Origin of the sequence: Marisediminicola sp. LYQ134, assembly GCF_046599635.1 — a bacterium.
GTDB lineage: Bacteria > Actinomycetota > Actinomycetes > Actinomycetales > Microbacteriaceae > Marisediminicola.
The window spans coordinates 958,069-982,219 of sequence record NZ_JBKIWP010000001.1; the positions used below are offsets into that span (position 1 = coordinate 958,069).

Below are 24,151 nucleotides of genomic sequence, written 5' to 3' on the forward strand. Positions count from 1 at the left end.
CCACCCGCGCGCCACGCGGCACCCGCGGCAGCAGCCCGCGCGAACGAGCGAGCGCGCTAGACGAGCCGCTTCTCGCCCGGGCGGATGACGCGCCACCAGCGCTGACCGTAGCCCTCGAGTTCGACCGACATGCGTCCGTTCTCGATCGGACGCGGCACCGGATCGTCACCGAGCATGTCGACGACGACGAAGCCGTCGGTGCCTCCCTCGACGCCGCTTCCCGTCAGGTCGAGGTCGAGGCTGCGGCCGTCGGGAGCGAAGTTGTGCGCGGCCACGAAGAGTCCGAGGCTGCTCTCGACCGAGTGGGCGAGCACGCACGCGTGCGGCTGGTCGAGAACCGCGAAGTCGCCCCACCCGATCTCGGGTGCCGATCGGTACGCCCGGGTGAGCCTCGACATGAAGGCGAGAAGCGACGTGTCGTCGTGCCGCTGCTGCGCGACGTTGATGTGCTCGGGCGCATTGCCTCCGGGCACGACCCCGGGCACGAGGTCGTCGGCGCCGGCGTTCGAGAACCCGCCGTTGGCATCGCCCGTCCACTGCATGGCCGTGCGAACGGCGCTGCGGCTGCCCGAGATCGTGGGGTCCTCTCCCATGCCGATCTCCTCGCCGTAGTAGAGCACGGGGGCACCCGGCAGCGAGAAGATGAGGCTGTAGACCATGCGGATGCGGCGGGGGTCGCCGTCGAGCATCGGGGGGAGCCTGCGCGTGATCCCGCGCCCGTGGATGCGCTGGCCGGGCTCGGGGGCGAACGCGTCGAAGACCTCGTTGCGTTCGTCCTCGGTCAGCTGGTCGAGGGTCAACTCGTCGTGATTGCGCACGAAGTTGCCCCACTGGTTGCCTCGAGCGAGCGCCGGACGGGCGAGGAGTGCGTCGCGCAGCGGCGTGGCGTCCTGTCTCGCGAGAGCGAGGTAGAGCTGCTGGTTGGCGACGAAATCGAACTGCATCGTGAGCTCGTTGCCGTCGTCTTCGCCGAAGAACAGCAGTTGCTCGTCGTAGGGGAGGTTGACCTCGCCGAGGAGCACGCCGCTGCCACTGCGGCGCGTGACATAGCCGCGAAGCGCGCGGAGGAACTCGTGCTCGGCACCGTCGGCCGTGTCGATGAGGCTCGGCACGGCGTCGACGCGGAAACCGTCGACACCGAGCTGCAGCCAGAACCCGATGACCTTCGCGATCTCGTCGCGCACGACCTGTTTCTCGGTCGCGAGGTCGGGCTGATGCCGATAGAACGTGTGCTGGTAGTACTGACCCGCCTCGTCATCCCATCTCCACACGCCGTCTTCGACGTCGGGGAACATGTTGGCGGGCTGGTCGTCGGGCACATCGTCGCGCCAGTTGTAGAACTCGCGGTAGCGACTCGTGCGGTCGGCGCGAGCCTGCTGGAACCACGGGTGCTGGTCGCTCGTGTGATTGACGACGAGGTCGACGATGACACGCATGCCGCGATCCTTCGCCGTGCGCATGACCTCCACGAAGTCACCGAGGTGCCCGTAGCGCTCGTCGACGCCGTAGTAGTTCGAGATGTCGTAGCCGTTGTCCTGGCGGGGCGACTCGTAGAACGGCGCGAGCCACAGGCACGTCACCCCGAGCTCGGCGAGATGGTCGAGGCGGTGCGCGAGCCCCTCGAAGTCGCCGACGCCGTCGTCGTTCCAATCGAGGTAGGTCTGCACATCGAGGTTGTAGAACACCGCGGTCTTCCACCAGAGGTCGCTCGTGTCGGTCAGTCTCATCGGGGGCTCCTCGACGTTCATGGGGCTCGGGTGTGGCTGTGTCGTGCGGACGCGTCGGGCCCAACCCTACGGATGCGGGCGCCGAAAGCCCTGAGTACCGCGCGGGGACCGGCACGAACGGTGGCCTCCGCCGCGCAGAACGGCCCCCACCCTCAGCGGGTGGGGGCCGTGCGGCTCGCGGTCGGTCGGGAGATCAGACCGCCGCGGTGAGGGCGTCGAACTCCTCGTCGGTGAGCGTTACGGTGGCGCCGGCGACGTTGTCGTCGAGATGCGCGACCGACGACGTGCCGGGGATCGGCAGCATCACGGGCGAACGCTTGAGCAGCCACGCGAGCGCGAGCTGCGACGGAGTCGCGTCGTGCTTCGCGGCGAGCTCGGTGAGCGGTCCGCCGTCGCCGACGAGCTGGCCCGTCGCGAGCGGGAACCACGGGATGAACGCGATGTCGTTGGCTGTGGCGTAGTCGAGCAGCGGCTCGGCGGAGCGATCGGCGAGGTTGAAGAGGTTCTGCACCGAGGCGATCGTCGCGAACTCCGATGCGGCCTTCAGCTCGTCGACCGAGACCTCACTCAGGCCGATGTGGCGGATCTTGCCCTCGTCTTGCAAGGCCTTGAGCTCACCGACCTGGTCGGCGAGAGGCACCTGAGGGTCGATGCGGTGCAACTGGAAGAGGTCGATGCGATCGAGACCGAGGTGGCGGAGGCTCTTCTCGGCCTGCTGGCGGAGGTACTCGGGGCGACCGACGGGACTCCACTCACCCGGACCCGAGCGCGTGAGCCCCGCCTTCGTCGCGACGACGATGTCGTCGGCGTAGGGGTGGAGCGCCTCGCGGATGAGCTGCTCGGCGACATCAGGGCCGTAGGAATCGGCGGTGTCGAAGAACGTCACCCCGAGCTCGGCGGCGCGACGCAGAACCCGAACGGCTTCGGCGGGGTCGCGGGGGTCGCCCCACACGCCCTCGCCGGTGAGCTGCATCGTGCCGTAGCCGAGGCGCACGACCGGCAGGTCGCCCCCGATGGAGTAGGTGCCGGATGCCGCAGCAGAGAGTTCGGTGTTGGTAGTCATAGGGGACGGTAACGGGAGCGCTCCCGTGACCATTCCTGTCGGGGACGACGTCCAGTCCACTCCCAGGTCAGCCGTTGGCTTTCGCGCACGTCTCTTGTGCCGCGGTCTGGCCGGTCGCCCCCGCGATCGGAACGTCTTCGGGGTCGGTCACGGGATCGGTCGGGGAGCCGCCCGAGGGGGAGGGGTCGGGAGACGGGCTCGCCGAGGCATCCGGAATCGGCTCCTCGGTGTCGGGGGCCGCCGGCGTCGACGGATCCTCGGGGCTCCCCGGGCTCTCGGGGTCGGCGGGGGTCTCGGGCGACGGCGGCTCGACGACACCCACGGCGCCCGAATCGAGCCCGACCGGGAGGCCCGCCGCGATGCGCTCGAAGAGGGCGTCGGCCGAGCTCGTGATGGGGAACACGCGTGACGGGTTGTCGATACCGGGGGCCGCCGGGTATTTCACGAAAGTGATGTTCTCGAGGGGGATGTCGCGGAAGACGAGAGCCATCGCCGCGAGCGTGTTGACGTTCTTGAGGTTCTCCGACACCGTCATGTTGCGCGAGGCGGCGTCGGCGAGGGAGAACACCTTCGTGAAGTCGGTGAGGGTCTCCTCGGACTTGATCTTGCGCATCATCGACGACAGGAACGACTGCTGGGCTCCGATGCGCCCCGTGTCGCTTCCGTCACCGATGCCGTGCCGGGTTCGTAAGAACTGGAGAGCCTGCTCGCCCTCGACGCTGTGCAAGCCCGCGGTGGGGAGGTCGAGGCCGGAGAAGGGGTCGAAGATGGGCGCGTCGATGCAGACATCCACCCCACCGATGGCGGAGCTGATCTGTCGAACGCCTTCGAACGTCATGATGGCGCCGTAGGGGATCTCGACACCCGTGAGGGCTGTGACCGTGAGGGCCGTGCACGGCAGACCGCCGTAGGTGAGGGTCACGTTGATCTGCTGGGCCGACATCGCGTTGTAGGTTCCCGAGCCGTCCTCCCGCGGACACGGGGGGATCGGCACGATGAGGTCGCGGGGAAAAGTCACGGCGACCGCTGACTGCTGGTCGTCGGCGACGTGCAGGAGCATCGTGAAGTCGTTGAGTTTTTCGGTGCGGTCGGGGCACCCGCCCGTGTCGACGCACTCGTCGCTCCCGACGATGAGCATGTCGAAGCCGCCCTCGAACGCACCGAGACCCACGACGGGTGCTGCGGCATCCTCCCCGGGGAGGGCGACCGTTTCGACATTGCCCGCGAGCCTCGCGGCGGTGATCGCGGTGACGGAGACCGTCGCGACGAGGAGCACGGCAGCTGCCATGGCGATGACCCGGACGACGGCCGACGCGCCTCGAGACGTGCGCAACATGCCGTGTCTGGCGATCGGCGCGGCACGGTCGGGCGTCGGAGCTGGAGGAGTGGTGCGAGTCACAGGCGTCCCTCGGGTCGTCGAGTCGGTCGGGCCTCGCCCGCCGATCGCGCCGGGGCACGTGTCTCCCGCCGCGCGGTCACCCTATCGACAACCGGGGGCCGAGACTCACGCCGGCTCGGGCGGGTCGACGATTGCGGAGCTACCCTGGTCGGCACCGGATGGCGCGCCCGGCGCCCGCGAGAGGACCCGAGACATGGCATCGAACGTCACGACAGACGAGCGCGGCGACCTCATCTCCTCGTCTCGGATCACCGATCTGGGGCCCGGCGAGATCTTCGTGTTCGGCTCCAACGCATCGGGGCATCACGGCGGGGGAGCCGCGCGCATCGCCCACGACAGGTTCGGCGCGGTGTGGGGCGAAGGCCGAGGGCTCCACGGCGGCAGCTACGCGATCGACACCATGAGCGGGCTCGCGACCATGACAGCGCAGATCGCGGCATTCCTGACATTCGCGGCAGAGAACCCCGACCTCACCTTCCTCGTGACCGAGATCGGCTGCGGAATCGCCGGATACGCGCCAGCGGATGTCGCACCCGCGTTCTCGGGCGCCCCGAGCAACGTCGCGCTGCCGGCATCCTTCGCGCGCATCGTTCGGGGAGGGTAGGGGGCACTCGTCGTCGCCCGTGTCGGTGGGTGCCGGTAGAACGGTTGCATGACCGACACGACGACCGACTTTCCGACACTGCGGCTGACCGCGATCGACACCCCCGACCCCCGCGGTCTCGCCGAGTTCTACCGCCGACTCCTCGGCTACCGCTATCGCGCGGGAGACGAGCCCCGAGAGGGCGAGGGGACCCCCGAGTGGCTCGTGCTGCACGGCGACGCGGGCGAGAAGCTCGCGTTCCAAGTCTCGCCCGGCCTACCCCGAGCGCAGTGGCCCGAAGGCACCGTTCCGCAGATGATGCACCTCGACCTCACCGTGCCCGACACGGCGGCGCTCTCCCGGCAGCACGACCGCGCACTCGACCTCGGCGCGACCGTTCTGCTCGACCGGTCGAACGACCCCGAGGAAGAGTTGTACGTCTACGCCGACCCGAGCGGACATCCGTTCTGCATCTTCGTCTCGGACCAGTAGGCGATCGAGGGGGAGCGCTGTGCGTTCGGTGCTGTGACTGCCGACAGCGCCGTCAGTGGCGAGTGAACGAGGGCACCCAGCACCGCACGCGCTCTCGATAGCGGCGGAAGTCGTCGCCGAAGCGCCGCTCGAGGTCGGTCTCCTCGAGCGGGCGGATGACGTAGTTCCACACGAGCGACCCCGCCACCGCGTAGAGCACGACGAGCCACGACGACGCGATGAAGCCGACCGGCGACGCCCTGCGCGATCCCGGCGACAGCCATGGGGTTGCGAACGAAACGATACGGACCCACCACGACGAGGCGGTTCGCCATAGCCGCCGGAAAAGGGGTGCCGCCACCGAGCGTCGGCATCGACACCGCGGCCCACAGTCCGAGCCCGCTCGCGAGCACGAGGAGGCCGACACCGACCGCCGACACGGCGGGCGCGAACTCGACGGCGAAACCCCAGCGCCGCTCCGCGACGCTGATCCCGAGCGGGCGAGGTGTGCCGAAGAGTGTGGGTGGGGCGGGCACACCCCTCCTCCCGACTGTCTTCTCCTCCCCACCCCGTGTGGAGAACCCGCTCTCCGCAGACGATTCGTTCTTCTTTCGAACACGCGATCGATTCGGGAGAATTGATGCATGCCCACCCTCTCCGCCTCCCTCCTCGATCGGGCCGCTGTGGTCGCCGATCTCGGTGGCACGGCGGAGTCGATCGCGGCTCTCGGCCACGCTGATCTGACGGCGGCTGTCGAGGCGGTGACCGCTTTGCGGCAGTGTGTCGATCAGTTCGCTGCCGTCATCGCGGGGGAGGTCGCGCACCGGTCGCGCCCGGAGCTCGGTCACCAGGGCTTGGCCCAACAGGCGGGTTTCGTGAGCCCTGTCGCGATGATCCAGCGGGTTGCGCACGTGAGTCGCATCGAAGCCACCCGGCTCGTCGAGACCGGCGCGCTCCTCGCCGAGTCAGAGTTCACCGCGTCCGCTGGTTCCGCCGACGAAATCACACCGTTGTCGCGTGAACGATGGCCTGACGTTCTTGCGGCTGCCCTGCGGGAGGGAACCCTGTCGCTCGATGCTGTCGACGCGATCCGGCGGGTGTTCTCCGATATCACCCATGTTGACGACGGTGTTCTTCGCGCTGCGGCGAGGGAACTGGTCTTGGCCGCTGCCGGGTTGACGCCTGACCAGGTCCACCGGCATGCCCGACAGGTGCGGGACATTCTCGATGTCGAGGGTGTCGAACGGCGGGAGAAACAGCTGCGCGACCTCCGAACAGTGCGCACCTGGTGGGACACTGCGACCGGAATGCACTGCGGGTCGTGGCGGCTCGCCCCCGAGGATGGTGCTCTCGTCGCCGAGGCGTTTGCGCAGATCCTGTCACCGCGGCGGGGTGGTCCCCGGTTCGTCGACCCGACCGCCCGTGCGACCGCGGAGGAGCTGCTGAACGATGGCCGCACCGACGAGCAGGTCAGTGCCGACGCGTTCGTCGACCTGGTGCGCCTCGCCGTCGACGCAGACCCTGGCGCCCTGTTCGGCGGGCGCCGCCCGGCCGTGCGGATCGTGGTGACCGCGGACCGGCTCGAGAACCGCACCGGCCCCGGGTTCATCGAGGGCCGCACCGACACCGTGTCGGCTCCGACGATCGAACGGGCGATCTGCAACACCGGAGTCATCAGCGTCGGCTTCGACCGCGACGGCCAGTGCGTGAACGTCGGACGGGACCGGCGCCTGTTCACCGAACGGCAACGCATCGGGTTGACCGTCAGAGACGGCGGATGCCGGTTCCCCGGGTGTGAACGTCCGCCGTCGTATTGCGAGGCCCACCACATCAACCCGTGGGCTGGTGTCGAGGGCCGCACCGACATCGCCGACGGCATCCTCCTGTGTCGGAGGCATCATCTGCTGATCCACGACAACCGGTGGCAAGTGCACCGAGACCGAGCCGACTACTTCCTACGACCACCACCGGACGTCGACCCTCAGCGGGTGTTCATTCCGATGCCGTCCCGGAGCCCGGTCAGCCACGAGATCGCCGTGTGAATCGAGGCAGCGAAACCTTGCTCAGCCAACCGGTTTCGACGACGCCGGTTCATCGCCGTCCTCCTTGCCAGCACTGCCAATGCCACTGCCGCTGCCGCTGCCACTGCCACTGCCACTGCCACTGCCTTGACGCAATCGCTCTCCCACGAGTGCACTGATGCGCCGGACATCGAAGATGACCGACCCGATCGCCTCATCGGGAATGGTCGCCGGCCGGGGCCGCCGCGAGAACGCCTCCTCGAGCTCGCGGATGGCATTCTCGACATTCCGCGTCGCACGCACCGAACTCGCCGTTCCCTCTGATCCGGTCGTCCCGGTCGTCCCGGTCGTCCCGGTCGTCCCGGTCGTGTGCACCGACCTAGCCGACTCCGAATCCGCTCTGCGCTCGTCATCCCACTCCGACACCAGATCAGCCGATGCCTCGAGCACCGCCGCAAGCGGACCACGCAACTCGGAACCCAACGTGGGCGCCACCCGTGACACGTCACCACTGAGCGATTCCCCGACGTTGACCACCCTGCTCCGCAACCACCGCAGCGTCTGAAGGTCGTCGTAATCCTTCTGCGAATCGTGACGGTTCCACCGCGACCGGAGGTTCAACCGTCGGCTCTTCCGCGCTTGCACGGCGAGATCGTCAGCCTGCACGAGCTCCTCATAGAGGGCATCGGTGTACTGCTTCCACCGCAAGTCGTCAGCGCGCCGGTCGTCAGCGAGCTGCGAGCCGATATCGCGCAGACCCGACGCCGTCTGCACCCGCAGAGCCGAGATACGTCCCGCCGACATTCTCGAATACAGCGGAGGAGCCACCAGGAGGTTCACCGCGAGCCCGACCGCCATCCCGATCGCCATCTGCACGATGTAGCCGAGCGAATAGGACTCAGCATCGGTTCCCCCGACGACGAGGACGAACAGGGCCGTGATGGGAACGTAACTCCGTCCGGGGCCGAGCGCACGCACACCCGAAAGAAGCACACCCACCCCGACAGCGATCGGCACACTCCAGGGCGTCGGACCACCGAGCACGATGATGAGCCACGCGAGACCGATACCGCTCGCGAGAGCGACCGCCGTCTGCACACTCGTGCGCACCGACCCCGCGATCGTCGGCATCATGCTCACGAGTGCACCGAGCGGAGCGTAGTAGGAGTAGTCCTCGACCGCACCGGGAACAAGGCCGCCCACGATCCACGCGAGACCTGCGGCGAGCGCCGTCTTCGCCGCCAGGATGAGGCGCCACGGCCGCACCGCATCACGCACCTCCGAAGCACCCCGGCGCCACAGACTCACGGGGCGCCTCGCCTGACGACTCACGGGGCGACGCACGGGTCGACGTCACGACACGCGAACGGGGGAGGGCACACGACGGCGGCAGACATCCGACGAGTCTAAGGAGCACCCCACCTGCGAGGCCGGGGATCGGAGACCCTTGACACACCCGCTCCAAATCGAGCGAAGCCGACACCCACGGCCCCGCACTTCGACCGAACAGTGCCGATCCGACCGCCTGCCGAAACAACACAGGGCCGCGACGATCAGATTCTGATCGTCGCGGCCCTGTGTCCGAATCGGTCCCGGCCATCAGGCCGGACCATCGCTGTGCGCGAAGGGGGACTTGAACCCCCACGCCCTAATACGGGCACTAGCACCTCAAGCTAGCGCGTCTGCCATTTCCGCCATCCGCGCGCATCCGGCAGATTCTGCGAAATCTCTTCCGCCTCAACTGCCGACGGTCGAGAATAGCACGCACACGGCACCCCGAAACAACTCGACCCCCTCGAGCCCCACGGGCACCCGCCGCGCACCCGCCGAACGGCCATCGACCGCCCACCCAGCATCCACCGGCACCCGTCGAGCACCCCCGGCCCAGTCGCTATCGTGGGGCGTATGCCTTCTGACACCTCGACCCCTGCCGGCACCGAGCTCGACGACCACGGCACCCCCCTCGACGAGACCGCGATCATCGCCCGCGACCTCATCCGCTTCGACACCACCAACTACGGCGAAGGCCGCTCCCACGGTGAAGCGGATGCCGCCGCCTACCTCGAAGCCAAACTGCAGGGCCTCGGTCTCACCCCCCGGCTCTTCGAATCGGAACCCGGACGCGTCTCCCTCGTGACCCGCATCGAAGGACGCGACAGCTCGCTCCCCGCCCTCGTGCTCCACGGACACACCGACGTCGTCCCCGCCGACCCCGCGAACTGGAGCGTCGACCCGTTCGGCGGCGTCATCAAAGACGGTCTGCTGTGGGGGCGCGGCGCCGTCGACATGAAGAACATGGACGCCATGATGCTCACCGCGATGAGCGACATCCTCGGCAGCGGCAAGCAGCCCCGCCGCGACATCATCGTCGGATATTTCGCCGACGAAGAAGACGGCGGCAAACTCGGCTCCCACTTCCTCGTGAACGAACACCCCGACCTGTTCGCCGGAGCGACCGAAGCGATCAGCGAAGTGGGCGGATACTCGATCACCCTCGAAGGCGAACGCGCCTACCTCCTGCAGACGGCGGAGAAAGCCCTCGTCTGGATCAAACTCGTCGCCCGCGGCACCGCCTCCCACGGCTCCCGCGTGATGTTCGACAACGCCGTCACCAAACTGGCCGAAGCCGTCGCCACCCTCGGTCGCCGCGACTGGCCGATCACCATGACCGACACGACCACCGAACTCGTCTCCGAGCTCGCCCGCATCTTCGACCAGGACGTCGACGTGGTCGGCCCCGACGAACTCGCCATCCGCACCGGAACAGCGGCGAGCTTCATCCGCGCATCCCTCCGCACGACCACCAACCCCACACTCGTGAGCGGCGGGTACAAGCACAACGTCATCCCCGACACCGCCGAAGCCCTCATCGACATCCGCACCCTGCCCGGCCAGGAGGACGCCGTGCTCGCCGAAGTGCGCGAACTCCTCAGCGACGACATCGAGATCATCGTGATGCACAGGGACGTCGGTCTCGAGAACCCGACATCGGGCCCCCTCGTCGACGCGATGACATCCGCTCTCCTCGCCCGCGACCCCGGTGCGAGCGTTCTGCCCTACATGCTCAGCGGCGGAACCGACAACAAGGCGCTCTCGCTCCTCGGCATCACCGGTTACGGCTTCGCACCACTCAAACTGCCCCCCGAGATCGACTTCCCCGGGATGTTCCACGGTGTCGACGAACGCGTGCCGCTCGACGCACTAGTGTTCGGCAGGCAGGTTCTCGGCGACCTGCTGCTCGACTACTAGCTCGCGACCCCGAGCCCGCGAGCACGACCGGCGACAACAGGAACGGCTGCACCCGCGTGGGATTCTTCGAAGCGATCATCCTCGGCCTCCTCCAGGGCCTCACCGAGTTCCTCCCGGTGTCGTCGAGCGCACACTTGCGCATCGCGGGGGAGTTCCTCCCCTCGGCGACCGACCCGGGGGCGACCTTCACCGCGATCACCCAGTTGGGCACCGAAGCCGCGGTGCTCGTCTACTTCTGGGGTGACATCACCCGCATCATCGGCAAGTGGTTCCGTCACTTCGGTGCGCGCCGACTCCCCGCCTCGGACCCGCGCCACATCGCCCGCGGCGACTCAGACGTGCGGATGGGCTGGCTCATCATCATCGGCACCGTTCCCATCGTGCTCGCGGGTTTCTTTCTGCAGGAGACCATCCGGTCGAGCTTCCGGTCGCTGTGGCTCGTCGCGATCGTGCTCATCGTGTTCGGAATCATCCTCGGAGTCGCCGACCTCTACGGTCGCCGCACCAAGAACCTCACCGACCTCACCTACCGCGACGGCCTGCTCTACGGCGGAGCCCAGATGCTCGCCCTCATCCCCGGCGTCTCCCGGTCTGGCGCGACCACGACGATGGGCCGCGCTCTCGGTTACGAGCGCCCCGCCGCCGCGCAGTACGCCTTCCTGCTCGCCGTTCCCGCCGTCTTCGGCAGCGGGTTCTACGAGCTCTACAACAGCATCACCGAACCGGATGTCGGCAGTCCGTTCGGTTACCTCGAGACCGGTGTCGCCACGATCGTCGCGTTCGGTGTCGGCCTCGCGGTCATCGCCTTCCTCATGAACTACATCAAGACCCGCTCGTTCATGCCCTTCGTGATCTACCGCATCGCCCTCGGCGGCACCCTCCTCGTGCTGCTCGCCACCGGAGTCCTCGACCCCCTCTGACCCGAGCCCGCACCGACCGCGACCGGCGCCCACGGTGCCCGCGATGCCGGCCGTGCCCCCCGATGCCCTAATCTGGGCACGGCCGATAGTCACGCTCGATCCGTTCCGACCCGTTCCGCCCGTGTCGAGGCGCTCCGGCCCGTCTCGGCCCGACCGAGGTCGAACCGATCCACCACACACGAGGGGAACGCCGCTGTTGACCGAGACCCGCGCGTTCGAGGCCGCCAAACGCCACCTGCGTGACGAGAGCAGAGCACACGAAGACCTGTGCGAACCCCTACTGTCGGTCATCAACGTGACGGGAGCATCCGTCACCGTGCTCGGTGACGCTTCACAGTCGACCGTGTGCGCGAGCGACGACACCGTGCTGAGGCTCGACCAGTTGCAGATCGACCTCGGCGAGGGGCCGAGCTGGGTGTCTCTCTCGACTCGCACACCCGTTCTGGTGCACCAGTTGGACGACGACGGGTCGAAGGATTCCGCCACGGCGGGTCACAGCGCCTGGCCGGTCTTCCAGAAAGCGGCACGCACCGAACCCGCCACCCGCGGGGTCGCGTCGATGTTCGCGTTCCCGCTCATCGTCGGCCGACTCGGCATCGGCGCCATCGACTTCTACTCGAGCACCCCTCACTGCCTCACCGACACGGAGGTCAGGCACGCTCGGGAACTCGCCGACCTCGCCGCGTGGCAGGTCATCCGCCGTCTGCTCGACGACGACGTCGACGACTTCGGCGCCCACCTCGCTCAGCGCGAGATGCACCAGGCCACGGGGATGATCCTCGCGCAACTCGAGATCACCCCCGACGACGCCGCACTTTTGTTGCGCGCGCACTCTTTCGCGACCGGACGCCCCGTTCGGGATGTCGCCCGCGACGTTATCGCTCGACGAATCGACTTCAGGACGAATCGTGAGTGACGCGACCGGCCGCGAGCACGAACTCCGCTCCCTCCGCCCGCGCACCCGCGAGGCCACCCCCGAAGGCACCCGCGACATCACGGCCGACGCTCCACCGTCACGGGAGCGACGCCTCACCTCAGCGTTCGTGACCCTCGCCGACACTCTCGTCGACGACTACGACGTGTTCGACCTCCTCGACACGCTCGTGCACACGTCGGCCGATGTGCTCGACGCTCAGGAGGCCGGACTGCTGCTTGCCGACGCTTCGGGAACGCTGTCGGTCGTCGCGTCGACGAGTGAACGCAGCCATCTCATCGAGATCATGCAGCTCGAAGCCGGGGCCGGTCCGTGTGTCGAGTGTTTCGTCACGGGTCGCCCCGTGGATGTCGCCGACATCTCGGAGGTCGCCGACCGCTGGCCGGCGTTCCACACCGCCGCCGCCGCTCAAGGCATTCGCGCCGTTCACGCTGTGCCGCTGCGTCTGCGCGACACCGTCATCGGTGCTCTCAATCTGTTCCGCACCGTCACGGGCGAGCTCGGGGAGGCCGACATCGCGGCGGCCCAGGGGCTCGCGGATGTCGCGACCATCGGCATCCTGCAGGAGCGCCGACACAACCGCAGCGAGGCCACCGCCGAGCAACTGCAGAGTGCGCTCGAGAGCCGCGTGGTGATCGAACAGGCGAAGGGTGTTCTCGCCTACCGCCACGACCTCGACATGGACGCGGCGTTCGTGAAACTACGCACGTACGCGAGAAACAACAGCCTCTCGTTGCGGTCGGTCGCCGACGCGATCGTGGAGCGCTCGCTGCGCCTGTAAGGCACGACGCACGCCCGCGACGCGCGGCGCTTCACTTCTCGTGGTCGGCGCGCTCCCGCCGCTCGCTTAGGCTGAACGGATGCACTCGTGGAACCGACCCCAGGTTCCCCGCGTGCCCGGAACCGGCCCCGTTCCGACGCTCTTCGACACCGCGACCGGATCTCTCGTCTCCGCTCCCGGCACTCCGACGGCCACCCTCTACGTGTGCGGCATCACGCCCTACGACGCGACCCATCTCGGGCACGCCGCCACGTACCTCGCCTTCGACACCCTCGTGCGCACGTGGCTCGATGCCGACATCCCCGTCGTCTACGCCCAGAACACGACGGATGTCGACGACCCGCTCCTCGAGCGTGCGACCGCGACCGGTGTCGACTGGCGTGAGCTCGCGGCGTCGCAGACCGACCTGTTCCGCGGCGACATGGCCGCGCTCTCGATCATCCCGCCCGACCATTTCGTCGCCGTCACCGAGATGGTCGACGAGATAGCGGATGCCGTCGCCGAACTCGTCTCGCGCGGGTTCGCCTACGAGGTCCCCGCATCCGATTCCCTCGGCGCCGTGCCCGACCTCTACTTCGACAGCGCGGCCGCCGACGCCGACACCGCGTGGTCGTGGGGCGCCGAGAGCCGACTCGACCGAGAGACGATGCTCACCCTCTCCGCCGAACGCGGGGGAGACCCCGACCGCGCGGGCAAACGCGACCGGCTCGACCCTCTTCTCTGGCGTGCCGCTCGCGAGGGCGAACCGCAGTGGTCGACCGCGCTCGGCGCCGGTCGCCCCGGCTGGCACATCGAGTGCTCGGTCATCGCGACGCGCCACCTCGGTGACACGATCACCGTGCAGGGCGGAGGCTCCGACCTCGTCTTTCCGCACCACGAGTTCTCGGCGGCACACGCGACCGCGCTGAGCGGCGCGACGTTCGCTCGCATCTTCTCGCATGCCGGCATGGTCGGCTTCGACGGCGAGAAGATGAGCAAGTCGCTCGGCAACCTCGTGCTCGTCTCGCGCCTGACCGCCGCGGGGGTCGACGCTCGCGCCATCCGCCTCGCCCTTCTCGACCACCACTACCGGGCCGACGCCGAGTGGACGGACGACGTTCTCGCGCGCGGCACCGGCCGGCTCGACCGGTGGCGGGAGTGGGCGAGCACCGCCGACGCGACGACAGCGTCGGAGCCGGACGACCTTGTCACAGACGACCTCGTCACGGGCATCCGCGCAGCCCTCGCCGACGACCTCGACACGCCCGCGGCCCTCCGCGCGGTGGACTCGGCCGTCGACTCGGGGGCTCCCGCGACGCGGATGTCCGTCACCGCGATCCACGCCCTTCTCGGCGTCGACCTCACGGCCTAGCGACACGGCCCGGCGCCGGGGCCGAGCGTCACGTGTCAGTCCTTGGGGCGCCAGGGCGGGGTTCCGCTCGGCGAGCCGCCGGGAGCACCACCGTCGGGCTTGTCCTCACCCTTGCCGTCGCCTCGGCCGTCACCCTTGCCGTCGCCTTTGCCACGCAAGTACTTCTCGAACTCCTGCGCGATCGCTTCGCCGCTCGCCTCGGGGGAGTCCACAGTGTCGCGCGCTTGCTCGAGCTGCTCGATGTAGTTCGACATGTCTTCGTCTTCGCTCGCGAGGGCGTCGATCCCGCTCTCCCACGTCGCCGCCTCGTCCACGAGGTCACCGCGCGGAATGACGACATCCAGAATCTCTTCGAGCTTGTCGATGAGCGCGAGCGTCGCTTTCGGAGAGGGTGCGTTGTGCACGTAATGCGGCACCGACGCCCAGATCGACAGGGTCGGAACCCCCGACTTCTCGGCCGCCTCCCCGAGCACCGAGAGGATGCCGACGGGCCCCTCGTACGAGCTGCGTTCGACCCCGAGCTCCGCACGCACCGTCGCGTTCTCCGACGTCACGAAGACCGAGATGGGTCTCGTGTGGGGCACGTCGGCGAGCATCGCGCCGAGCATCACGATCCCGGTGACGCCGGCGTCTTTCACCGTCTCGAGGATCTCCCGCGTGAAGCTCTTCCACCCGCGTGACGGCTCCGTGCCGAGCAGGAGGTAGATGTTCGACCGATCGGCCGTGCCGACCGTCATGTCGCCGTCGTCCTCCTCGAGCGCGGGGGTACCGAGTGCTGAGGGGTCGTCATCGACTGACCCGGCGCCCGCGTCAGGAGCGCCGGCACCAGCGACATCCGACGACCCGGTCGGCCCGGTGGGCCCGAAGACCGTCACGCTCGGCCAGACGAGCAACCGTTCGCCGTCGTCATCCGCCGTCACGAGGGGACGGTTGAACTGGTAGTCGAAGTAGTCTTCCGACTCGACCTCGATGATGGGGGAGAGGTCGAGGAGGTCTTTGAGAGTGCGGACCGCGTTGCTCGCCGCCTCACCCGCGTCGTTCCACCCCTCGAATGCGACGACGAGCAGTCGCCCGCTCAGCAGTCCCGAGCCATCAGTCACGAAGATCCTCCATCGACGGGCTCGACGGCCCGTGTACACCGTCTGACAACACTAGTTGCCCGCTTGCGCACCCCACGCTCGTGCGCGAGGCCCGACACCGGGCCGCCGGTACTATGAGTCACCGTGACTGATTTGACCCCGACCACCCCCTCCTCGTCCACGGCGACCCTCCCCGAGGCGGTGCTCTGGGACATGGACGGCACGATCGTCGACACCGAGCCCTACTGGATGCGCGCCGAGACCGAGCTCATCGAGTCCTACGGCGGCACGTGGACCCACGACGACGGCCTCACCGTCGTCGGCATGGGCCTCCGCGACGCCGCGACGATCTTCCAGTCGCGCGGGGTGACGCTCGCGGTCGACGACATCATCCAGTGGATGACGACCCGCGTTCTCGAGCAAGTGGCCGTCGAGGTTCCGTGGCGGCCGGGTGCTCGCGAGCTCCTCGCCGACCTCCGTGAGCACGGCGTGCGCACTGCCCTCGTCACGATGTCGGTGCACCGCATGGCCGTTCAGATCGTCGAGGCGATCGGGTTCGACGCGTTCGACGTCGTGGTCGGCGGCGATGACGTGGAGCTGCCGAAACCCCATCCGGCTCCCTACCTCCATGCCGCAGCCCTCCTCGGCGTGCCGATCGAGCGGTGCGTCGCGATCGAGGACTCCGCTCCCGGGCTTGCCTCGGCCGTGGCCTCGGGTGCCGCGACGATCGCGATCCCGCTGCACGCCGCGCTCCCCGACGACGGCACCCACACGCAGTGGACGACTCTCGCGGGTCGGTCGACGAGCGACATCGCCGCCGTGTTCTCCGCCCACACCGCGGCGGCGATCGCGTGACCGACGAGACCCCCGACACCGCCGAGACCCCCGCGGCGATGCGCCGCCAGAGCGGCCCCTTCCTCCCCGGCGACCGCGTTCAGCTCACGGGCCCCAAGGGCAGGCTCAACACCATCTCCCTCGAGCCCGGCGAGATCTTCCACACCCACCGCGGCGGAGTGAACCACGACGACGTCATCGGCAAGCCCGACGGCTCGGTCGTTCTCGGCACGACGGGCGAGGAGTACCTCGCTCTGCGTCCGCTGCTCAACGACTTCGTCATGTCGATGCCGCGCGGCGCCGCCATCATCTACCCGAAGGACGCCGCGGCGATCGTCGCGTTCGGTGACATCTTCCCGGGCGCGACCGTCGTCGAGGCGGGTGTCGGGTCGGGTGCCCTCAGCCTGTGGCTCCTCCGCGCGATCGGGCCGACCGGTCGCCTGCACTCGTTCGAGCGCCGCGAGGAGTTCGCCGATATCGCGCGTGGCAACGTCACGAGCTTTCTCGGGGCGACACCGACGAACTGGTCGGTCACGGTCGGCGATCTCGTCGAAGAGCTGCCGTCCACCGTCGAACCCGCGTCGGTCGACCGTGTCGTGCTCGACATGCTGGCCCCGTGGGAGTGCATCGACGATGTCGCCGACGCCCTCACGCCCGGCGGTGTGCTCGTCTGCTACATCGCGACGGTGACCCAGTTGTCTCGCGTCGCCGAGGCGATCCGTCGCACGGGCCTCTTCACCGACCCCGACTCGTCGGAGACGATGATCCGCGGATGGCACGTCGAGGGCCTCGCGGTCCGCCCCGACCATCGCATGGTCGCCCACACGGGGTTCCTCCTGAGTGCGCGACGTCTCGCGCCGGGCGCGGTGCTCCCGCAGCTCAAGAGGCGTGCCTCGAAGACCGATTTCTCCGACGAGGATGTCGAGGCGTGGACACCCGGGGCGCTCGGCGAGCGGAGCGCGACAGACAAGAGGTTGCGCAAGGCGGCACGGGCGGCGCAGACCGCCGCCGATCTCGCCATCGCGGCCGAGGCGGCAGCGACGACGGGCTCCGCGACCGCAGCCGAGCCCACGCCCGAGCCCGAGACGCCGCCGAATCAGTGAGCCTCGCATCGACACCTAGACTTGACCGGTCGACTCCCGAACACCGAAAGAAGGCCGTCGTGCGCAAACTCCCCGCGCTCATCGTCGCGTCGAGCATGCTCGTCGCCCTGTCCGCGTGCAGCACGGCGCCGTCGACATCCGATTGCTCGGTCACCGAGGGGGAGACCTCGAGCCTCGTCACCGCGACCGGCGACTTCGGCACCGCTCCGCAGGTCAGTTTTCCGCAGCCGCTCATCAGCACGGGTGTCGAGAGTTCGGTGCTCATTCCGGGTGACGGCACCGTGCTCCACGACGGTCAGCCCGTCATCATCGAGGCCACGATTCTGAGTGGAACCGACGGAACCCCTCTGCAGACCACGGCGTACGACCCCGCGGGCGGAAGCCTCTTCACGGTCGGAAGCGACGGTCTCGCGGCCCTCGGTGAGGGCCTCGAGTGCGCCGAGGTCGGGTCGCGCGTGGCCATCGTGGCCCCCGACGAGGCGGCGGAGGGCAGCTCCTCCGAACCGATCGTCTTCGTCGTCGACGTCATCGAGGCCTTCGAGTCGCGTGCCGACGGTGTCGACCAGTTGCCCGTCGCGGGCATGCCCGCGGTCGTCACGGCTCCCGACGGCACCCCCGGCATCACGATCCCGAACTCCGAGGCTCCGAGCGACTACCGCACGTCGGTTCTCAAGCAGGGTGACGGCGAGGAGGTCGGTGAGACCGACGCCGTGATCGTCAAGTACACGGCCATCAACTGGGACACCGACACGGTCGCCGAGTCGAGCTGGACGTCGGGGAGCGCCGCGTTCCTCCAGCTCGGGGGTGGCCAGGTGAGCGAGGGTCTGAGCCGCGCGATCGCGGGCCAGACGGTCGGTTCGCAAGTGCTCGCGGTCATTCCCCCCGACCTCGCGGGCGTCGGTGGCGCCCCCGCGGCAGGCACCCTCGTCTACGTCGTCGACATCCTCGGCACGGTCGGCTGAGTCCGATCGTGGGTCTCCGTGTCCGCTAAAGCACCCCGGGTGCCCGTCGAGGAGCGACTCTTCAGCCTCGTGCTCGCTCTGCTCTCCACAGAGACCGGACTGACCAAGAACGAGATCCTCTCGACGGTGCAGGGGTACCGCCAGCGCTTCGACCGTTCCGGCGACAACGCCAACCTCGAGCGGCAGTTCGAGCGCGACAAAGACGACATCCGCGACCTCGGGGTGCCTCTCGAGACGATCGATTCGCCCGGGCAGGCCGGAAACAACCAGAGTCTGCGCTACCGCATCCCGCGCGGGAGCTACGAGTTGCCGTCGGACGTCGTCTTCTCGCCCGAGGAGCTCACGCTTCTGGGTCTCGCGACGATGGTGTGGCGTGAGGGGTCGCTCTCAGCCGAGTCACGCCGCGCCCTGCTCAAACTGCGTTCGCTCGGCGGTTCGGCCGACGTTCCGGTGCTCGGCTACGCCCCGCGCGTGCGCGTGCGCGACGCCGCCTTCGACCCGATCGACTCGGCGCTCGAGAAACACCAGATCGTGCGCTTCTCCTACCTCAAGCCCGGCGAGACGGATGCGAGGGTCCGCACGATAGTTCCCCTCGCGCTCATCCAGCACCAGGGCCGCTGGCACGTGAGCGCCGAGGAGGCCGAGACCGGAGCTCGACGCACCTTCCTGCTCAGTCGGATCGTGAGCGGCGTGGTCGCGACCGGCCGCACCTTCGAACCCCGCGAGGGCGATCATCCCGCCGAGGCCCTGCGCGAACTCGAAGCGGTGTGGGCATCGAATTCGGCCGTCGTCGAGGTGCGACCGGAGTCGGATGCCCAGGCCCGCCTGTCGAAGCGCCGCGGCACGTCGGTGCGGCCCGACGGCTCCCTCGAGCTCCACTACAGCGACGCGAACATCCTCGCCGACGAGCTCGCGTCGTTCGGCCCCGAGGTCTTCGTGCTCTCACCCGAGGGTCTGCGCGCGGCGGTCATCGAGAGGCTCGACCGCCTCGCAGCCGACCACGCGCCGCTTGCAACAGACGCCGACCGGGAGGTGCCTCGTGGCTGACCGTGTTCCGGCGCAGCTCGCGACCGACAAACTCGCGTTCCTTCTCTCGCTCATCCCCTGGCTCATGGACCACGACCAGGTGTCGGTCGCCGACGCCGCCGCGCACTTCGGCGTTCCCGAAGCGCAGATCCGCGCGTCGGTGCGACTCATCGCCGTGTCGGGTGTACCGGGGGAGACGAGCCAGTACCAGCACGGCGACCTCTTCGACATCGCCTGGGACCGCTTCGAGGAGCACGACGAGATCGTCATCACCAACCTCGTCGCGATCGACGACTCACCGCGATTCTCGGGGCGGGAGGCAGCGGCGCTCATCGCGGGGCTGCAGTATCTCTCGGCGCTCCCCGAGAACGCCGACCGCGCCGCGATCGACTCGCTGCTCTCGAAACTCGCCCGAGGGTCGTCGTCGGCACCGAGCCTCGTGGCCGTCGAGTCGTCGGCCGCCGATTCGGCTCTCGCGACCATTCGCGACGCCGTGCGCGCGGGGGTCGCGGTCGGGTTCGACTACATCAACGCGCGCGGCGAGCACGAGCAGCGACTCGTCGACCCTCTGCGCATCGAGTCCGTCGACACCGACTGGTATCTGCGCGGCTGGGACCACTCGCGCGAGGCCGTGCGCACGTTCCGCCTCGACCGCATCTCGCATTTGCGAGCGACGACGGAACCGCTGCGACGCACCGCGAGAGACGTGCCCCTTCCCGAGAAACTCTTCGAGGGGTCGAGCGACGACCTCCCCGTGACGATCGAGATGGCGAAGGGCGCAAGCTCGCTCATCGCCGACTACCTCGCCGACGATTCGGTCACGACGACCGTCGGCGATCGCGAGCGCACGACCATCAGGGTCACCCACTATCACGGGCTCAAGCGCCTCATCGCGGGGCTGCCCGGGCTCGTGACCGTCGTCGAGCCCGCCGAGGCACGCGCGATCGTCGAGCAGTGGGCGACGGCTGCCGCCGCGCGCTACGCCCGCTGAGGAGCGACGTGCAGACGATTCCTACCCTCGAGTGCGTAAAATGATGCGACAGCACCACTTCCTACGCGAGATCTGAGGACCGAATCATGCCGTGGCAAAATCTCACCGGGGTACACGCGATCATCATCCTGGCCGTCATCATCCTGCTGTTCGGTGCCGCCAAGCTCCCCGCTCTCGCAAAGAGTGTCGGTCAGTCGATGAAGATCTTCAAGAACGAGATCAAGAGCGGACGCGACGACGACGTCGATCAGACTCCGGATGCTCAGCCCGTGCGCAACACCTCGGCACCGGGGTCGACTCCGTCGACCTCGAATGATTACCCGCCGAAGCCATAGTCACGATGGCCGCGCGTTCCCAGAAACGCGCGAACGGCGAAGGTCGGATGTCGCTGGCCCAGCACCTCCTCGAACTGCGCAAGCGACTGTTCCGTTCGGCCCTCGCGGTGCTCGTCGCCGCGATCGTCGGCTTCATCGTCGCGCCGTTCGTTCTCGCACTGCTGCGCGAACCCATCACCCAGCTCGCGGGTGAAGCACAACTCAACTACGACAGCCTCACCGGACCGTTCGACCTCCGCGTGCAGATCGCCATCACCGTCGGCATCGTGCTCGCGAGCCCTGTCTGGCTCTACCAGATCTTCGCCTACGTCACACCGGCCCTCACGCGCACCGAAAAGCGCTACACCTTCGGTTTCTTCTTCTCCGCGGTGCCGCTCTTCCTCGTCGGGTGCGCCGCCGGTTTCTTCATCTTCCCCGAGATCGTCTCGGTGCTCGCACGGTTCGCGCCACCCGAAGACTCGACGATCCTGCTGTCGAAGTACTACGTCGATTTCGCCCTCAAGCTCATCCTCGCCGTCGGTGTCGCGTTCGTGCTCCCCGTTTTCGTCGTGCTCCTCAACTTCATGGGTGTGATCTCGGCCAAGGCGATCCTCACGGGGTGGCGCTGGGCCATCCTCTCCATCACGGTCTTCTGCGCGTTCGCTACGCCCGCCGCCGACGTGTTCTCGATGTTCCTCCTCGCCATCCCCATGATCGGCCTCTACTTCGCGGCCGTGGGCATCGCGTGGATGCGGGATCGCGTCGTGGCGCGCCGCCGAGCCCGACTCGTCACCGAGGGAGCCCCGCTGTGACCGACCAACTCTCGCCGGCGGAGCGGTTCGCCGCATCGAAATCGCGGCGCGGGCTGCCGAGGCTCGACGCGTTCCGCAGCCGGTTGAAGTTCGACCTCGACCCGTTCCAGATCGCGGCGTGCGCCGCCCTCGAGCGGGGGAGCGGGGTGCTCGTGGCCGCCCCGACCGGCGCAGGAAAGACGATCGTCGCCGAGTTCGCGGTCTACCTCGCCATGCGCGAACCCCACGCGAAGGTCTTCTACACCGCGCCCATGAAGGCGCTCAGCAACCAGAAGTTCCAGGAGTTCGTCGCGGAGTACGGCGCGAGCGAGGTGGGGTTGCTCACGGGCGACACCAACATCAACTCGAGCGCCCGCATCGTCGTCATGACGACAGAGGTTCTCCGCAACATGCTCTACGCGGATTCCGACCTCCTCAGCGACCTGTCCTTCGTCGTGATGGACGAAGTGCACTATCTCGCCGACAGGTTCCGCGGTGCCGTGTGGGAGGAGGTCATCATCCATCTCCCGCGCGAGGTGCGCCTCGTCTCGCTGAGCGCGACGGTCTCCAACGCCGAGGAGTTCGGCGACTGGCTCCAGGCCGTGCGCGGCGACAACGAGGTCATCGTGTCAGAGGAGCGCCCCGTGCCTCTCGACCAGCACATCCTCATGCGCACGAAGCTCGTCGACCTCTTCGCTTCGAGCGATCGGAGTGTCCTCGACCCGGCCGGGCTCGCGGCGATCACGCGAGTGAACCCCGAACTCGTGCAGATGTCTCGGGGCGGCGCCCGCGCCTCGTCTGCTCGCCAGGGCCGATCGGGGGGATCCCGCGGCTCGGGCGGCTCGCGCGGCGGCTACCATTCGGGCGCTCGACCCGACGATGCCCGCATGAACCGCGCGGGGGTCATCTCCCTGCTCGACGGCCACAACCTGCTTCCCGCGATCTTCTTCATCTTCAGCAGGGTCGGATGCGACCAGGCCGTCTCCCAGGTGCTCCGCGCCGGCGCACGACTCACGACGACCGACGAACGCGACGAGATCCGCGAGATCGTGGAGGAACGCTGCCGTACGCTCCTCGACGAGGATCTCGCCGTGCTCGGATACTGGGAGTGGCTCGAGGGGCTCGAGCGCGGGGTCGCCGCCCACCACGCCGGCATGCTCCCCGCGTTCAAGGAGGTCGTCGAGGAGCTCTACCGCCGCAAGCTCGTCAAGGTGGTCTTCGCGACGGAGACCCTCGCGCTCGGCATCAACATGCCCGCTCGCACGGTCGTTCTCGAGAAGCTCGAGAAGTTCAACGGCGAAGCCCGCGTGCCGATCACACCGGGGGAGTACACCCAGTTGACCGGTCGCGCCGGTCGTCGCGGCATCGACGTCGAGGGGCACAGCGTCATCCAGTGGCAAGACGGGCTCGACCCCCAAGCCGTCGCGTCCCTCGCCTCCCGGCGCACCTACCCCCTCAACTCGAGCTTCCGGCCGACCTACAACATGGCTGTAAACCTCATCGAGCAGTTCGGGCGTCAGCGCACTCGCGAGGTGCTCGAGTCGTCGTTCGCGCAGTTCCAGGCGGACCGCGCGGTCGTCGACCTCGCACGCAAGGTTCGCAGCCAGCAGGAATCCCTGGACGGCTACGCCCAGGCGATGCAGTGCCACCTGGGCGATTTCACCGAGTACGCCGGCATCCGACGCGAACTCACCGACCTCGAGCGCAAGGGGGCCGTGCGCGGCGACCTGCAGAGCCGGGCCGAACGCGACAAGCGTCAGCACCAGTTGCAGGCCCTGCGCCGACGGATGAAGCAGCACCCGTGCCACGCGTGCAACGACCGCGAAGCCCACGCGCGCTGGTCCGAGCGCTGGTTCAAGCTCAAAAAACAGTCGGACGACCTCACGCGGCAGATCCGGTCGCGCACGGGGGCCGTGGCCCGCGTCTTCGACCGGGTGACCGACGTGCTCATGGAGCTCGACTACCTCGATCGCAACGAGCACGGTGCCGTGCAGCTCGCCCCCTCGGGGCGCATGCTCAAGCGCATATACGGCGACCGCGACCTCCTCGTCGCCGAGTGTCTGCGGCGCGGAGTGTGGAACGACCTCGACCCCGCGGGGCTCGCGGCGATGGCGGCAGCCCTCATCTACGAGCCGCGGCGCGACGAGGGCCAGCTGAGTGACCGCTACCTGCCGAAGGGGGCCTTCCGCCCCGCCCTCGACGCGACGACCGACATCTGGAGTCGGCTCGACGACCTCGAGTCGAAGCACAAGCTCCCGGGCAGCGCCCCCATCTCGACGGGCCTCTCACTCGCGATGAACCGGTGGGCTCAGGGTGCGAGTCTCAACTCGGTCCTCAAGGATGCCGAACTCGCGGCGGGCGACTTCGTGAGACTCTCGAAGCAGACGATCGACCTCCTCGACCAGCTCTCGATGGTCGCCGATGCCCCCGTCGGCCCGAAAGCGCGCACGGCGCTCGACCTCATCAGGCGCGGAATCGTCGCCTACAGCAGCGTCGCGTGACCCGGCGGCATCCACACGCAGGTCGCACACCGAGTCGCCACCTAGGCTGGG

At 68.4% G+C, this 24,151-nt stretch carries 22 protein-coding genes and 1 tRNA gene; 16 read left to right on the forward strand and 7 right to left on the reverse strand.

Going from position 1 to position 24,151, the window contains the following annotated elements; all coding sequences use genetic code 11:
* Positions 1-56 precede the first annotated feature (56 nt).
* The 3 genes from ACLHIH_RS04675 to ACLHIH_RS04685 form a co-directional block, all read right to left on the reverse strand.
* Positions 57-1,727: an alpha-amylase family protein gene (locus ACLHIH_RS04675; RefSeq protein ID WP_411315536.1), complete on the reverse strand. Its 1,671-nt coding sequence runs from the start codon at positions 1,725-1,727 to the stop codon at positions 57-59.
* A 193-nt stretch (positions 1,728-1,920) separates the two neighbouring features.
* Positions 1,921-2,790 (reverse strand): aldo/keto reductase, encoded by an 870-nt coding sequence (locus ACLHIH_RS04680; RefSeq protein WP_411315537.1) that lies wholly within the window; start codon positions 2,788-2,790, stop codon positions 1,921-1,923.
* Positions 2,791-2,857: 67 nt separating this feature from the next.
* Positions 2,858-4,189, reverse strand: a complete 1,332-nt coding sequence (locus ACLHIH_RS04685) for an LCP family protein (protein WP_411315538.1) — start codon at positions 4,187-4,189, stop codon at positions 2,858-2,860.
* A gap of 193 nt (positions 4,190-4,382) precedes the next feature.
* On the opposite strand from ACLHIH_RS04685, the gene ACLHIH_RS04690 reads away from it, so the two are divergent.
* Together ACLHIH_RS04690 and ACLHIH_RS04695 are read left to right on the forward strand one after the other, a co-directional pair.
* A complete protein-coding gene (locus tag ACLHIH_RS04690; RefSeq protein WP_411315539.1) occupies positions 4,383-4,793 on the forward strand; it encodes a hypothetical protein in 411 nt (136 codons plus the stop codon).
* Between the two features lie 48 nt (positions 4,794-4,841).
* Positions 4,842-5,264, forward strand: coding sequence for a VOC family protein (locus tag ACLHIH_RS04695; RefSeq protein WP_411315540.1), 423 nt, complete (start codon positions 4,842-4,844; stop codon positions 5,262-5,264).
* A 52-nt stretch (positions 5,265-5,316) separates the two neighbouring features.
* Here ACLHIH_RS04695 and ACLHIH_RS04700 read toward each other — a convergent pair whose 3' ends face one another.
* Entirely contained in the window at positions 5,317-5,463 is a 147-nt protein-coding gene (locus tag ACLHIH_RS04700; RefSeq protein ID WP_411315541.1) for a hypothetical protein, read from the reverse strand.
* Positions 5,464-5,887: 424 nt separating this feature from the next.
* On the opposite strand from ACLHIH_RS04700, the gene ACLHIH_RS04705 reads away from it, so the two are divergent.
* A complete protein-coding gene (locus ACLHIH_RS04705; protein WP_411315542.1) occupies positions 5,888-7,285 on the forward strand; it encodes a DUF222 domain-containing protein in 1,398 nt (465 codons plus the stop codon).
* A gap of 21 nt (positions 7,286-7,306) precedes the next feature.
* Here the strand turns inward: ACLHIH_RS04705 and ACLHIH_RS04710 are convergent, their stop codons facing one another.
* Positions 7,307-8,572 carry an FUSC family protein gene (locus ACLHIH_RS04710; RefSeq protein WP_411315543.1) on the reverse strand — a complete coding sequence of 422 codons (1,266 nt, stop codon included), beginning with the start codon at positions 8,570-8,572 and terminating at the stop codon, positions 7,307-7,309.
* Between the two features lie 310 nt (positions 8,573-8,882).
* Positions 8,883-8,968 (reverse strand) — tRNA-Leu (locus tag ACLHIH_RS04715).
* A 201-nt stretch (positions 8,969-9,169) separates the two neighbouring features.
* Here ACLHIH_RS04715 and ACLHIH_RS04720 point away from each other — a divergent pair.
* From ACLHIH_RS04720 to mshC, 5 genes are all read left to right on the forward strand, one after another.
* Positions 9,170-10,513 carry a M20/M25/M40 family metallo-hydrolase gene (locus ACLHIH_RS04720; protein ID WP_411315544.1) on the forward strand — a complete coding sequence of 448 codons (1,344 nt, stop codon included), beginning with the start codon at positions 9,170-9,172 and terminating at the stop codon, positions 10,511-10,513.
* A 56-nt stretch (positions 10,514-10,569) separates the two neighbouring features.
* Positions 10,570-11,433: an undecaprenyl-diphosphate phosphatase gene (locus ACLHIH_RS04725; RefSeq protein WP_411315545.1), complete on the forward strand. Its 864-nt coding sequence runs from the start codon at positions 10,570-10,572 to the stop codon at positions 11,431-11,433.
* A gap of 196 nt (positions 11,434-11,629) precedes the next feature.
* On the forward strand, positions 11,630-12,349 hold the full coding sequence (locus tag ACLHIH_RS04730) for a GAF and ANTAR domain-containing protein (protein ID WP_411315546.1): 720 nt from the start codon (positions 11,630-11,632) through the stop codon (positions 12,347-12,349).
* A gap of 76 nt (positions 12,350-12,425) precedes the next feature.
* Positions 12,426-13,148, forward strand: coding sequence for an ANTAR domain-containing protein (locus ACLHIH_RS04735; RefSeq protein WP_411316315.1), 723 nt, complete (start codon positions 12,426-12,428; stop codon positions 13,146-13,148).
* Between the two features lie 79 nt (positions 13,149-13,227).
* Entirely contained in the window at positions 13,228-14,499 is a 1,272-nt protein-coding gene (mshC, locus tag ACLHIH_RS04740; RefSeq protein ID WP_411315547.1) for a cysteine--1-D-myo-inosityl 2-amino-2-deoxy-alpha-D-glucopyranoside ligase, read from the forward strand.
* Between the two features lie 35 nt (positions 14,500-14,534).
* Here mshC and ACLHIH_RS04745 read toward each other — a convergent pair whose 3' ends face one another.
* A complete protein-coding gene (locus tag ACLHIH_RS04745) occupies positions 14,535-15,599 on the reverse strand; it encodes a proteasome assembly chaperone family protein (RefSeq protein WP_411315548.1) in 1,065 nt (354 codons plus the stop codon).
* Positions 15,600-15,722: 123 nt separating this feature from the next.
* Between ACLHIH_RS04745 and ACLHIH_RS04750 the strand changes: the two genes are divergently transcribed.
* From ACLHIH_RS04750 to ACLHIH_RS04785, 8 genes are all read left to right on the forward strand, one after another.
* On the forward strand, positions 15,723-16,433 hold the full coding sequence (locus ACLHIH_RS04750; protein WP_411315549.1) for an HAD family hydrolase: 711 nt from the start codon (positions 15,723-15,725) through the stop codon (positions 16,431-16,433).
* A 38-nt stretch (positions 16,434-16,471) separates the two neighbouring features.
* Entirely contained in the window at positions 16,472-17,515 is a 1,044-nt protein-coding gene (locus ACLHIH_RS04755) for a tRNA (adenine-N1)-methyltransferase (protein ID WP_411316316.1), read from the forward strand.
* 59 nt (positions 17,516-17,574) lie between these two features.
* Positions 17,575-18,477 (forward strand): FKBP-type peptidyl-prolyl cis-trans isomerase, encoded by a 903-nt coding sequence (locus ACLHIH_RS04760; RefSeq protein ID WP_411315550.1) that lies wholly within the window; start codon positions 17,575-17,577, stop codon positions 18,475-18,477.
* An 18-nt stretch (positions 18,478-18,495) separates the two neighbouring features.
* Positions 18,496-19,524, forward strand: a complete 1,029-nt coding sequence (locus tag ACLHIH_RS04765) for a helix-turn-helix transcriptional regulator (RefSeq protein ID WP_411315551.1) — start codon at positions 18,496-18,498, stop codon at positions 19,522-19,524.
* The gene (locus ACLHIH_RS04770; RefSeq protein ID WP_411315552.1) at positions 19,517-20,494 is read left to right on the forward strand and encodes a helix-turn-helix transcriptional regulator; all 978 of its coding nucleotides are present in this window, start codon (positions 19,517-19,519) and stop codon (positions 20,492-20,494) included. The genes ACLHIH_RS04765 and ACLHIH_RS04770 overlap by 8 nt, the downstream gene beginning before the upstream one ends.
* Before the next feature lie 86 nt (positions 20,495-20,580).
* A complete protein-coding gene (gene tatA / locus ACLHIH_RS04775; protein WP_411315553.1) occupies positions 20,581-20,829 on the forward strand; it encodes a twin-arginine translocase TatA/TatE family subunit in 249 nt (82 codons plus the stop codon).
* Positions 20,830-20,876: 47 nt separating this feature from the next.
* Positions 20,877-21,620: a twin-arginine translocase subunit TatC gene (tatC, locus tag ACLHIH_RS04780; protein ID WP_411315554.1), complete on the forward strand. Its 744-nt coding sequence runs from the start codon at positions 20,877-20,879 to the stop codon at positions 21,618-21,620.
* Positions 21,617-24,100 carry a DEAD/DEAH box helicase gene (locus tag ACLHIH_RS04785; RefSeq protein WP_411315555.1) on the forward strand — a complete coding sequence of 828 codons (2,484 nt, stop codon included), beginning with the start codon at positions 21,617-21,619 and terminating at the stop codon, positions 24,098-24,100. Before tatC ends, ACLHIH_RS04785 begins: the two co-directional genes overlap by 4 nt.
* The last annotated feature ends 51 nt before the right edge of the window (positions 24,101-24,151 follow it).

Excerpts from the sequence above, each read along its gene's own strand:
- mshC (WP_411315547.1), top strand. The coding sequence starts at position 13,228 with ATGCACTCGTGGAACCGACCCCAGGTTCCCCGCGTGCCCGGAACCGGC.
- tatA (WP_411315553.1), top strand. The coding sequence starts at position 20,581 with ATGCCGTGGCAAAATCTCACCGGGGTACACGCGATCATCATCCTGGCC.
- ACLHIH_RS04705 (WP_411315542.1), top strand. The coding sequence starts at position 5,888 with ATGCCCACCCTCTCCGCCTCCCTCCTCGATCGGGCCGCTGTGGTCGCC.
- ACLHIH_RS04680 (WP_411315537.1), bottom strand. The coding sequence starts at position 2,790 with ATGACTACCAACACCGAACTCTCTGCTGCGGCATCCGGCACCTACTCC.
- ACLHIH_RS04755 (WP_411316316.1), top strand. The coding sequence starts at position 16,472 with ATGCGCCGCCAGAGCGGCCCCTTCCTCCCCGGCGACCGCGTTCAGCTC.
- ACLHIH_RS04690 (WP_411315539.1), top strand. The coding sequence starts at position 4,383 with ATGGCATCGAACGTCACGACAGACGAGCGCGGCGACCTCATCTCCTCG.
- ACLHIH_RS04720 (WP_411315544.1), top strand. The coding sequence starts at position 9,170 with ATGCCTTCTGACACCTCGACCCCTGCCGGCACCGAGCTCGACGACCAC.
- ACLHIH_RS04675 (WP_411315536.1), bottom strand. The coding sequence starts at position 1,727 with ATGAGACTGACCGACACGAGCGACCTCTGGTGGAAGACCGCGGTGTTC.
- ACLHIH_RS04695 (WP_411315540.1), top strand. The coding sequence starts at position 4,842 with ATGACCGACACGACGACCGACTTTCCGACACTGCGGCTGACCGCGATC.
- tatC (WP_411315554.1), top strand. The coding sequence starts at position 20,877 with ATGTCGCTGGCCCAGCACCTCCTCGAACTGCGCAAGCGACTGTTCCGT.